9 protein-coding genes are annotated in these 12,085 nt (G+C 39.5%); 3 read left to right on the top strand and 6 right to left on the bottom strand.

Annotated features, from left to right (window positions below):
• Positions 1-294: 294 nt before the first annotated feature.
• The gene (pepQ, locus tag QZ562_RS07775) at positions 295-1,641 is read right to left on the bottom strand and encodes a Xaa-Pro dipeptidase (protein ID WP_293758919.1); all 1,347 of its coding nucleotides are present in this window, start codon (positions 1,639-1,641) and stop codon (positions 295-297) included.
• An 81-nt stretch (positions 1,642-1,722) separates the two neighbouring features.
• Positions 1,723-3,651: a transglycosylase SLT domain-containing protein gene (locus QZ562_RS07780; protein ID WP_293758921.1), complete on the bottom strand. Its 1,929-nt coding sequence runs from the start codon at positions 3,649-3,651 to the stop codon at positions 1,723-1,725.
• A 267-nt stretch (positions 3,652-3,918) separates the two neighbouring features.
• Here QZ562_RS07780 and fadB point away from each other — a divergent pair, with 267 nt between their 5' ends.
• The gene (fadB, locus tag QZ562_RS07785) at positions 3,919-6,069 is read left to right on the top strand and encodes a fatty acid oxidation complex subunit alpha FadB (protein ID WP_293758923.1); all 2,151 of its coding nucleotides are present in this window, start codon (positions 3,919-3,921) and stop codon (positions 6,067-6,069) included.
• Positions 6,070-6,098: 29 nt separating this feature from the next.
• Entirely contained in the window at positions 6,099-7,262 is a 1,164-nt protein-coding gene (gene fadA / locus QZ562_RS07790; RefSeq protein WP_293758926.1) for an acetyl-CoA C-acyltransferase FadA, read from the top strand.
• Positions 7,263-7,346: 84 nt separating this feature from the next.
• On the opposite strand, the gene QZ562_RS07795 is transcribed toward fadA, so the two are convergent.
• Positions 7,347-7,814 carry an LEA type 2 family protein gene (locus QZ562_RS07795; RefSeq protein WP_293758928.1) on the bottom strand — a complete coding sequence of 156 codons (468 nt, stop codon included), beginning with the start codon at positions 7,812-7,814 and terminating at the stop codon, positions 7,347-7,349.
• A gap of 707 nt (positions 7,815-8,521) precedes the next feature.
• Positions 8,522-8,758 carry a hypothetical protein gene (locus QZ562_RS07800; RefSeq protein ID WP_293758930.1) on the bottom strand — a complete coding sequence of 79 codons (237 nt, stop codon included), beginning with the start codon at positions 8,756-8,758 and terminating at the stop codon, positions 8,522-8,524.
• Between the two features lie 621 nt (positions 8,759-9,379).
• Between QZ562_RS07800 and QZ562_RS07805 the strand changes: the two genes are divergently transcribed.
• Complete coding sequence (locus tag QZ562_RS07805; protein ID WP_293758932.1) at positions 9,380-10,051, top strand: YitT family protein; 672 nt, start codon at positions 9,380-9,382, stop codon at positions 10,049-10,051.
• A gap of 998 nt (positions 10,052-11,049) precedes the next feature.
• Here the strand turns inward: QZ562_RS07805 and QZ562_RS07810 are convergent.
• Together QZ562_RS07810 and QZ562_RS07815 are read right to left on the bottom strand one after the other, a co-directional pair.
• The gene (locus QZ562_RS07810) at positions 11,050-11,517 is read right to left on the bottom strand and encodes a Dps family protein (RefSeq protein WP_293758933.1); all 468 of its coding nucleotides are present in this window, start codon (positions 11,515-11,517) and stop codon (positions 11,050-11,052) included.
• Positions 11,518-11,659: 142 nt separating this feature from the next.
• Complete coding sequence (locus QZ562_RS07815; RefSeq protein WP_293758934.1) at positions 11,660-12,079, bottom strand: VOC family protein; 420 nt, start codon at positions 12,077-12,079, stop codon at positions 11,660-11,662.
• Positions 12,080-12,085: the final 6 nt, after the last annotated feature.

Raw genomic sequence — 12,085 nt, forward strand, 5'->3', positions numbered from 1 at the left:
CTGTTAGCCCGACAGATAACATATACTACTCTTGCCCACAATATGGTTTATCTGCTTACAACTCTTTGAAAGCAACGAAAAAAAGTAATCACGGCTTATGTCAGATTATCATAATGCCATACCGATATTTGTGCACGCGCAACTACGCGACTACGCGACTCATAGTAACAATACATAAATTTTGTTAATGCCAGCACCAAACTTATATTTAGAAAAAGACTAATGCTTACTTAGTAAAAAATAGTCTTTTTCTTTAAAGCCAGTCAACTATAGCGGTTCAAATTTCGAAAGTTTTTAATCTAAATTTAACTCCCGGGTCATGTTTTCGTTTTTATCACGGTGAACTATGACGTCATCTTCGATACGTATGCCACCAAAAGGTCGTAAGCTATCTACGGCATTCCAATTAATATATTTTGAATTTTCACTGCGTTTTAAATCAGCTAATAAGCTATCTACAAAATATAAACCCGGTTCAACGGTAAAGACTTGCCTTGCTTCGATAGTACGGGTATTTCGCAAAAATGGATGTGCTATAGGGGCTGGATTAGAAGTACCTCTATCATCAGAAACATGTCCCGCTATATCGTGAACTTGAAGACCTAAAAAATGGCCAATACCATGAGGAAAGAATGTACTAACAATGCCTGTTTCAACCATATCGTTTGCTGCTAAATTGACAATACCTGTTTCAGATAAAAGCACCGCAATTTGTTGATAAGCACTAGTATGTATCTGTACATAAGACACACCGGGCTTTAACTCATTGACACAGCGTTGAGTAATTTTATGCATGGACCCAATTAAATCTGCAAATACACCACTTTCACGTGAATAAGTGCGAGTAATATCGGCAGCATAACCATTAAAGTTTGCACCGGCATCAATTAAAAAAGAACGATTATAGGTAGGTGCTTGAGTGGCTAACTCGGTGTAATGTAATATTGATGCATTTTCATTTAGCGCAACGATATTATGGTATGGTACTTGGTTGTCGCCTTGTCTAACGGCACCAAGATAGGCCAAATTGATATCAAACTCACTGAGTCCTTTTTCAAAAGCACTTTTAGCTGCTCGATGCCCATCGACCGCGATTCGGTTTGCTTCACGCATACACACTAATTCGTAATCAGTCTTGTACGCGCGCTGATAATGGAGGTAATGCATGACTCTATCTGGATTCACTAGGTCAAAACCCAAAGCCTTAGCGACTTCTATATATTCGCCAATATAAGCATATTTACTTTTATCAAAAGGTAAGTGTTTTTCTACTGCACCAGCTTGAGTTAGCAATATTATATCGAATTGCTCTGCCCAAAAATCACTTGGCTCATCAGGTACTTTATGCCAAAAGTCTTTGGGCCGATAAAACACTAACTTTGGCTTATCAACACCGTTTACTATCAACCAACAGTTGGGATTATCGATGACTGGCAACCACGACTTAAATTGCGGATTCACTTTAAATGGGTAATGGTTATCATCTAAAAATAAGCGTTTACCTTGTCCCGAATGAATGATTAAGCCATCAATACTTTCGCGTTGTATCGCTTCACGCGTGCGATTTTGCAGCTCTAAAATATGCTGCGCATAGGTTTCTATTAATCGTTCTTGAAGTGTTCGAGGTGCTAAAACTGACATGCCAGGCTCTCATCGAAGAATATGATAGTAGTCTAACATAAGGGTAGAGTCTGTTGACCTTTCATATGTCACTGAAACTGTCTAACTTTTGGGTTGTATTTCCATGTTAGCTAATTCTTTGAACAGGTTTTCACTACCACCCAGATGTTGGCTGTATATCTGCTGATAAGCCAGTACAGCCTTAACGTAATTACGGGTCTCTTTGTAGGGAATAGTTTCTATCCATAGGTCTAATGGCATATTGCCTGTTTCAGGCTGCCACTGCTGAACCTTTCGCCAACCGGCATTATAAGACGCAGTAACTAACACACGATTATTATCCATTTTGTCCATTAAATAACGCATATATTGAGTACCTAGCTCAACATTTCTATTAGGATTAAATAAGCTATTTTTTTCAACTTTTTTCTTGGTTAAATAACGTGCTGTTCCTGGCATCAGTTGCATCAAGCCTAAAGCACCAGCATGAGAAGCAGCGTCAGGCATAAAAGAACTTTCACGTCTGATAATGGCATATGCCCAAGCAACATCAATATTGTTTTTCTTAGCGTTGGATTGCAGTTGGCTATCAAAAGGCATGGGAAAACGTCGGCTTAAATCATCCAAATAACCTGAATTAGAAAAACCAAAAATCGCTTGGTCATGCCAGTTTTGCTGACTAGCAAGCACCGCTGCAATTACCTTTTGTGGCTGAGTCAGTTGACTTTGCAAAAAGTACCACTCTCGCCTAGCACTAAGATTACGCCCCAACTGTCTGAACTCTAACGCTCTTTGCGCAGAGGGCAATCTAGCTAACTCATCAATATCATTTTTCGCTATTAGCAGTGGATTATCATTTAAAGTGGCCACTTCAGATAATTTCCCACTTGCCAAAAAACCGTAATAATGACGTTGTTTGGCTAGCTTTCTTAAACCTTCGTCCGCTATCTTTTTGGCACCTACCTTCTCATATGCTCTAGCTTTCCAATATTGAAACACATTTTCATCTGCTACTTCAGCAGGAACAAAATCGATAATATCTAATACCTGTTGCCAGTTGTGTTTCCTTAATTCATGAGCTAAATGCCAGCGTAATAGCTCTGCATCAGGCTCGTAATTTATAGCTTTTTCTAACCAGACTTCTGCTTCATCATGATTTGCTAGCGCTAAAAAAATAGCAAATCGATGAGATATTTGTTTATGTTGTTCGTTCGAAAAAGTAAATTGGCTTGTCAGCTTTTCCCAACTACGTAAGGCTAAGTCTCTATCATTACTGATTAAACGTTTTAAACCATAGACCAATATTTCAGTTTCTTTTATTGGATACTTGGCTGGAAAATTAGATGAACGGGAAACATAACTAGGTGAACGTCGAACTTTAAGCCAAAGCTCAGCTAAATATTGTTGCTCCTTTGGTAGCAATGTTTTTAGATAGGGTATAAGAGAATGATCGCCACCATCAGCCGCTAAAGACATTCTTTTCCATACTAATTGTGATGTACGTTTGCCAGCTTTTTGCCACTGTTTAAACAATAAATCACAATCATTAGGCTGTGATTTACCCACGACCCAGAGGTTTTCTGTCATTGCTAATGCTTCAGCATTAAACGAATTTTTCTTCAACAATATTTCTGCATATTTGCAATCTAAAGCAGCATCACCCATATCTCTGTAGAAGTGCAAAAAAAGTTCAGGTTGGTTTTGCTTGCCCAAATAGATTAACCATTTTTTTCGCAAAGGTCTGTCTAAGGGTGAAGCTTCATACTTGTCTAAAAAATCACCAATCCTTGTTTTATTGGCCATAAAGGGAAATTTACTTAAGGTTTTTAGTTCAACGTAGGGTTTTAACGGATAACCTTCTAGCTGTTCCATCAATATCTTAAAGGCGCTACTATTTGGGTTGTGCGCTAGCCTCTGTGCTTTAATAAAAAGCTTTCGTTGCTGATCGCGGTCGAGCGAAGTAGTCGCCAGTCCCGCTTGAGAAAACGAAACAGTAGCGATGACGAACCAGAATAAATAACGGATGATCACAGATCCCAAAACACATAAAAATTAGTAGATTCGAATTTTAGCAAACTTGTTTACTGATAGGTGTGAGTATTTTAAATAAATCACACATTAACTGGCATGACCAGTTGAATTGAATATATTTACCCTCATGTAATTAACATTGTTATATTTTGTTAAAACTTAGGTTGCCCTTTCCAAATCTTTTAATAACAATTCATGTAATCTGTATTCAGAGGGCCATCGGCCTCCTCCCAACCCACGCTTTGGCGATAGCCACAGGAGATGATAATGATATACGAAGGTAAAAGCCTCACGGTTAACTTACTGCAAAATGGTATTGCAGAACTAGTGTTTGATGCCCAAGGTTCAGTGAACAAGTTTGACCAACAAACCGTTGCAGACTTAGATGCAGCCACGCGGGCACTGGTTGCCCATTCAGAAGTGAAAGGTGTTGTTGTCCGTTCAGCAAAATCGACCTTCATTGTGGGTGCTGATATCACTGAATTTACTGGTTTATTTGATATGCCAGATGAAGAGGTACTGGCTTGGGTAGCGAAAACATCTCAAGTATTTGATCGCTTTGAAGACTTACCCTTCCCCACTATCTCAGCGATAAATGGTTTTGCACTAGGTGGCGGTGGTGAAATGGCCTTAGCTTGTGATTTCCGTGTAGCAGATACTACCGCCAGCATAGGTTTTCCAGAAGTGAAGCTAGGCCTCATGCCCGGCTTCGGTGGAACGGTTCGCCTTCCGCGTCTTATTGGCGCTGATAACGCATTGGAGTGGATGACCACAGGGCGTGATCGCAAAGCAGTAAAAGCGTTAGCAGAAGGCGCGATAGATGCCGTTGTAGCTCCAGAGAAGTTATTAGCGGCAGCACTGAGTATGCTTAATGGCGCTATCGTTGGTGACTTTGATTGGCAAGCCCGCCGTGCAGAGAAACAGGCACCACTGACATTAAATAAAAACGAAGCGATGATGAGCTTCTCAACAGCAAAAGCCATGGTTGCAGCGCAAGCAGGCAAACATTACCCAGCGCCTCATATGATGGTAGAAACCCTATCCAAGGCCGCTGGACTTGATAGAGATGGCGCCCTTAAATTAGAAAATCAAGGTTTTACTAAATTAGCTAAAACCGATGCAGCCAGAGCCCAAGTCGGTATATTCTTGGCTGATCAGCTGGTTAAAGGTAAAGGAAAAAAGCAGGCCAAAGCCGCTAAAAAAGTTATCAAACAAACAGCCGTGTTAGGCGCAGGCATAATGGGTGGTGGTATCGCTTACCAGTCTGCAGTTAAGGGCACGCCTGTCATAATGAAAGATATAAACCAAGCCGCATTAGACTTAGGTTTAAAAGAAGCCGCGACCATTTTAGGAAAAGGTATGCAGCGCGGTAAAATCGATGCAGCCACAATGGCATCGACGCTGAACAGTATTGTGCCTACATTAGAATACTCGGCCATTAAGGACGTCGACTTGGTCATTGAAGCGGTCGTCGAAAATCCTAAAGTAAAAGGCATAGTATTGGCCGAAACAGAACAGTATGTATCTGATGACGCGATTATTTGTTCTAACACTTCGACTATTTCTATTAATCACTTAGCTAAAAGTCTGAAAAAACCAGAACGCTTCTGTGGCATGCACTTCTTTAATCCCGTGCACAAAATGCCTCTTGTTGAAATTATTCGCGGTGAAAGCACCTCTGAAGATACCATTTCAGCTGTTGTTGCAGCCACTTTAAAAATGGGTAAAACCCCCATTGTGGTTAATGATTGCCCAGGCTTTTTAGTCAACCGTGTATTGTTTCCTTACTTTGCTGGTTTCAGCAGGTTGATAATGGATGGTGCAGACTTTGTTGCTGTTGATAAAGTCATGGAGAAAATATTTGGCATGCCTATGGGCCCTGCTTATCTATTGGACGTGGTAGGTATGGACACATCTGACCATGCATCTAGCGTTATGTCTGATGGTATTCCAGAGCGGATGCAGAAAATTGCTAACGACCCGGTTACCTTGTTGTACAAAGCAGATCGCTTAGGTCAAAAAAATGGAAAAGGTTTTTATAACTTTAGTTTAGACAAGCGTGGCCGCCCAGCTAAAGTAGCTGCGCCAGAAGCTTACGAATTGTTCGCCCCGCATTGCGCTGCCAAACGTGACTTCGACAAAGACGAAATCATTGCACGAGTGATGATCCCTATGGCCAATGAAGCTATTCGTTGCCTAGAAGAAGGCATTGTTGCCAGTGCAGCTGAAGCCGATATGGCGTTGCTTTATGGCTTAGGCTTTCCTCCATTTAAAGGTGGAATATTCCGCTTTATCGAGACGATGGGCTTAGCCAACTTTGTAGCATTAGCCGATAAATATGCTGACCTAGGTCCGGTTTATCAGATTTCTGATGGTGTGCGCGAAATGGCTGCATCAAATAAATCATATTTTGCTTAGTCTTTGTCACATTTATTTAGGAGAAGATCATGAAAGAAGTTGTAGTAGTTGATTGTATACGCACACCTATGGGTCGCTCTAAAGGCGGCATTTTTCGTAATGTGCGTGCAGAAACCTTATCTGCACACTTAATGTCAAAATTAGTTGAACGCAATCCAAACCTTGATCCAAACGATATCGAAGACATCATTTGGGGCTGCGTGCAGCAAACCAAAGAGCAAGGATTCAATATTGCTCGTAACGCACAATTGTTAACAAATATTCCTCGCTCAACGGGTGCAGTCACAGTAAACCGTTTGTGTGGTTCGTCTATGCAAGCATTGCATGACGCCACCAGCGGTATCATGTCTGGTCGTGGTGACGTCTATATGATTGGTGGTGTTGAACATATGGGCCATGTGCCTATGGATTTCAATTTAGACTTTCACCCAGGCATAGCTAAGCATACTGCCAGAGCTTCAGGCAGTATGGGCATGACGGCAGAATTGTTAGGCCGTCAAAACGGTATCACCCGTGAAATGCAAGATGCCTTTGGTGCGCGTTCACACCAACGAGCGCACCAAGCGACACTCGAAGGCCGCTGGGCTTCTGAAATTGTTGCCACTAACGGCCATGACGTAGATGGAATTTTAAAATCAGTTAGTGTCGATGAAACAATCCGTCCAGACTCTACGGCTGGATCTATGGCAGCCTTAAGGCCAGTATTTGATCCCGTCAATGGTACAGTTACAGCAGGCACATCGTCTGCCTTGTCTGATGGTGCATCTGCTATGTTGATTATGTCTGCTGATAAAGCCAAAGCACTAGGATTAACGCCACGGGCCAAAATTCGTGCCATGGCAGTAGCAGGTTGTGATGCCGCTATTATGGGTTATGGTCCAGTACCCGCTACTCAAAAAGCCTTAAAACGTGCTGGCATGACGATGGCAGATATAGAACTGGCTGAATTTAACGAAGCGTTTGCAGCACAAGCATTATCTTGTATCAAACAACTGGGTTGGATTGATAGTTACGATGACAAAGTTAACCTGAATGGGGGTGCGATTGCACTAGGTCACCCATTAGGTTGTTCCGGCTCTCGTATATCCACCACCCTGATCAATCTTATGGAAGCTAACGATAAGTCTATCGGTTTAGCCACTATGTGTATTGGTTTAGGCCAAGGTATTGCAACGGTATTTGAGCGTGTTTAACTAGCTCAGCGTCTTACTTAAAAAAGGTACTACTTCTAATAAAAGTGGTGCCTTTTTTTTGAAGGTGTACTTTATAAGATCAGGCTAATTAGACTTTGGTATGCTTAAGTTACCTTTATGAGTAATGCGAATAGGCAGCGCAAAAATACCCACATCTAACTTAACTTTTAACGTATAGGTAATAGACGTTGTCCTAAGAGGTATTAATTCAGCGAGTAATCTAATCCCTCCAAACAAATCTGCCTGAACTTTTAGCTTTATCTCTTCCTCTTCATAAGCGGGCACGTTAGGCAGTTGATTAGCTACACCAGAAAATATCTTGTTGCCTTCAATACTAGCCGTGTATGACATACCTTTTAAATTCAATGGGATGCTGTTGGGATTAACTATCCGTAAACCAATTTCAAAAGTAGGATTTATACTTCCATCCGGTAGTATTTTAAAGGAATTAACGCTTACTTGAGGCTTCTCAAAATGAGGATTGAAAGTAGCGCAGCTCGTTAATATGAGTACAACGAATAGTGAAGTTAGGCGAATTGTGAACAATCTCAAGCGTTTTACCCTTTACCTTTGTGAAAACTCTAAAGCGAGTATTATTCGTCTAATGAAATGCACCTACAGAAAAAAATATGTATTAAATTGATTAATTCTCATCCGAGGAAAGCCAACTCAACTCAAGCATTTCTTTTTGCTAATCGTGTGAGCTCGTTACACCAACATATTATGGCATCTTATTTAACGGACTAATCTTAAGAATACGTTAGTTAAGGGCATATTTATTTATCACTTTCAAAAGTGGCCAACTTGTTTCACTTCTTAATCCTTAATGCTCAGGGACTTGGTTAAGACGGGTCTTCGAGAAGTTGCCAACATAAATGCGAAACAGGATTGATAAATAATACTTAATTTTGCACAACTAGAAAGCAGGAATCTAACTAAAATTCACGATAGCGTTGGACTCAAAAACTTGCTCAATGATGTCAGTTACCATCCTAAAGTTTATTTATACTCCGACGTTAAGAAGCATTGTCAAATTTAAATATTCGCAATCAACAGCATAAATTAATTGAGAATTCTATTGGTGTTCATGGATTATACGATGAGATAAGCGACCTGCCAAATAGAAAAAGAAACCAATAGCGATGGTATCTATATGGTGGAACCGCTCTCGGTTGACGACAAATTTGCATAAAATCAGTTACAAACACAACAAATAGGCATGCTTTAACATGACTATTTAAACGTGCTATTTAAACGTGCTATTTAAAATAGTACATTTTATAAAATTCTGACTTTCGTTTAAGTACCTGCACTAAGCGCTGTTTAACCTGAGGTGTTAGGCCAAGGCTGACTAAAAATGATGAAAAAGCAGAGATAAATATAATACTTTTTAGAATTTTTACACCAGTTAACAACATGGTCAGTACCAATATTGCTGCATAAACTAAACCAATCATTCCCAAAAACAAACATAAGCCTTTGATGTCTTTATTCATTGTTAATTCCTTTAATATTATTGATATTTCCTTCAAAATATCTTTAATCATGGGCTATCGTGACTATTTTGTCACGGCTAAGAATGTAACTGAATTTATCAACGACCAAACAACATACCAAATTTAATCTACAACTTTTATCTCAACGTGTTCAAAGAATTAACTGAAAAGCACTTTGAAAGTTATCCATATTTAAACCTATCTCTGCTTAAATCTACATCTACATCTACATCTACAAATTACTTCAATATTAGCTTCAAAATTCGTGCCGCATAGGAAATTGTGTGAATTAAACGTACTCTTAAAAATATTACTCGCCGAACTAAAATTAAATAACTCAGTCGTGAATTCAACTTTAAAAAGGGTACAAAAGACGCCTAGTCTCACTCATTCTTAGTTAATCTCAGATAGGTAAGGAATTTCTTAAAAATATAGGAAACATCTTACCTACAGCCTGTTTACAAAACCAACCAAAGTCGTAAAGTTTATGCTACTTATGCACTTTGATCACCAATAAAATGATCCGCCTGTTAACCTAACAATATAAGTATAAATCTGTAGGATCCGCTCCTCATCAAATCGTACCAGTTTTAAACCCATTAAATATGTAGAGGTGTAGTAGTGAATTTTCCAACGCACAGATTTTATGAAGACGTACTTGCACTTTTCTGTGCAGGTGTATTGGTATCTTTTGGTGTGGTGTTGTTTGGTACGCATAATTTATTGACTGGGGGCACTGCTGGTGTCGCCATTATTGGCACACATCTTTTTGATATGAGTTTTGGACTCCTGTTTTTTTTGGTCAATATTCCCTTTTACTTCATCGCCTGGACACAATTGAGTAAGCGTTTCACTATTAATACGTTTATCTCAGTATCTTTGGTGTCGGTTATGACAGAACAAATGCAACATGTGATTAAAATTGAAAGCATTCACCCAATTTTTGCCGCATTGGCAGGTGGTATGTTGATTGGTGTAGGTTTGCTGATCATGTTCAGACACAAATCTAGTTTAGGGGGTCTAGGTATTTTAGCTCTTTATCTACAAAACAAGTTTAATATTCGAGCGGGCAACTTCGGCTTATTGGTAGACTCGATCATTTTGACATCTTCGATTTTTATATTCAGCATCGATTTAGTGATTTTATCTGTCTTAGGTGCCATCACGCTCAACACACTGATTGCAGTAAACCATAAGCCAGGTCGATATCAAGCTTACATTGAGTCTAAGAAAACCAAAAAGGACCAAAACGATGATACGTTAGAAAAAGATTTGTCAGCTGTAATTAAATAAGTAGCTTTAAAACTTAGGACTACAGACTTAAGTCATATTTGACACCAAATTGTACCCTTGCGTTGCCCTAAAAAACTTCAATTTGACAAACCAATTCAGTGGTGAAAATTGAGATGAAGCTGAACTTAAACTGGACTCAAGTCTGCGGCGACGCCATGACTCGTAACTAAAAAGTCTTCGGTTAAGTCTGCCCTAGCGACGAAATCATCTGATACATAGCTGAAGTATACGAAGACATTTCATTCTTGAAAATACACATCAAAGGTTTTTTGTACTCGCAACAAATCTAAAGTCATTAGTGTCAACATTGTCTATCAAAGCAGCTGCGTAGGTCACTGCATTTGTTGTTTGTTATCATACTTCACCCGTTACAAAATTTCTTCTCAGTAACCGCTCAAAGCTGAATTCAATACTGGTTTATGGATTAAGACGGCCAGAATACTCAACCTCAATGTAACTAAGATCATCAGGCGCGAGTGTCTACAAGTTCACCTAACGCGACTTTAAATTTTCTATGGCTTGTGCATCTACAACATGCCTTAAACCCGCTATTCGACCGTCTTTGAAAAGGACTGTAGAGGACACCCTACCTATGCAGGTGGGCAAAATACCAATTTCAGTTTTTCTTTGCTCGTTTTCATGGGGTAAAAAACGCGAAGCAAATAAAATTGCGTCTACATTGCCATCATCAGTAGTGTTGTGGCTAGATAGGGAATCATCTCCGGTAACAGCAAAAATATTAAAGCTTCACATTTTGTCATCGTCAAATATTATCGATGGATAACACACGGTATTGATAATGCTCACCTCAACCTGAAGGATCGTCATGGCGTAACTGTGCATCTAATTTAGCTCATGATTCAATAGATTGCGTTGGATTAACAAACAGTAAACTAAGAAATGAAAAAGCCAAAAAGTAACGACTCTTTTTGGCCAGTTCAGTATTTTTGTGTATCTAGAGTTTGTATTTAAGCTCAGTGTTCATTCCAATATCTGCTCTAACTTAAGGCTCTTAGCATCCAGGTAGTTTTTTCATGTATCCGCATTCTATCTGACACTAATGATGCAGAAGACTCGTCATCTGCTTGTTGTGCTGTTACCAATACCTTACGACAAGTTTTAACTACTGTTTCATGACCTGATAGGAGGATCTTAACCATTTCATTACTTGCTGGTACACCATCAACTTCTTGTATAGAACTTAGCTTAGCAAACTCTTTATACGTGCCTGGTGCAGCTACATCTAAAGTGCGAATACGTTCAGCGATATCATCAACCGCCACAGCCAATTCGGTATAATGCTCTTCAAACATAAGATGTAATTCTCTAAACTGCGGTCCAGTGACGTTCCAATGAAAATTATGTGTTTGTAAATACAATGTGTAAGAGTCGGCTAGCAGGCACTTTAGGCCTTCAGCAATAACTAATCTGTCTTTCTCGTTAATACCAATGTTTATATTACTCATCATTTGTTCCCTTTGTGTTGAGGTTGAAGTCGAGGTTCAGATGTTAGAATAAGTGCTGTAACGCTTGATGGCTAATGAAAATTTCGAAACAGCGCAATCTATTTAATTAATCAATATTAAAATATCTAATAGATTGTTTGAATTAATTTGCAAATAATTGATGAATATCTTTAAATGCTTTGAATTCCAAAGCATTGCCACACGGGTCGAGGAAAAACATGGTTGCTTGCTCTCCAGCTTGTCCTTCAAATCGTATATAAGGCTCAATCATAAAGTCAATACTTGCTGTTCGCAGTTTACTCGCTAATTCTTGCCAATCATCCCATTTTAGCACCACACCAAAATGAGGAACAGGCACCGCCTGATTATCCACTTGATTATGCTTGGGTAAACTCGGCATCACAGCCACTAAATGAGTCACTAATTGGTGTCCAAAAAAATTCCAATCAATCCATTGTTCAGACCAACGGCCTTTTTCACAACCCAACAAACCACCATAGAATACTTCAGCATGGTGCAGATTATTAACAGGAATAGCCAAGTGGAACGGTGTAAGTATCATTTATTA

This window comes from uncultured Paraglaciecola sp., from assembly GCF_913058035.1.
GTDB lineage: Bacteria > Pseudomonadota > Gammaproteobacteria > Enterobacterales > Alteromonadaceae > Paraglaciecola.

Excerpts from the sequence above, each read along its gene's own strand:
- pepQ (WP_293758919.1), bottom strand. The coding sequence starts at position 1,641 with ATGTCAGTTTTAGCACCTCGAACACTTCAAGAACGATTAATAGAAACC.
- fadB (WP_293758923.1), top strand. The coding sequence starts at position 3,919 with ATGATATACGAAGGTAAAAGCCTCACGGTTAACTTACTGCAAAATGGT.
- fadA (WP_293758926.1), top strand. The coding sequence starts at position 6,099 with ATGAAAGAAGTTGTAGTAGTTGATTGTATACGCACACCTATGGGTCGC.
- QZ562_RS07800 (WP_293758930.1), bottom strand. The coding sequence starts at position 8,758 with ATGAATAAAGACATCAAAGGCTTATGTTTGTTTTTGGGAATGATTGGT.
- QZ562_RS07810 (WP_293758933.1), bottom strand. The coding sequence starts at position 11,517 with ATGAGTAATATAAACATTGGTATTAACGAGAAAGACAGATTAGTTATT.
- QZ562_RS07815 (WP_293758934.1), bottom strand. The coding sequence starts at position 12,079 with ATGATACTTACACCGTTCCACTTGGCTATTCCTGTTAATAATCTGCAC.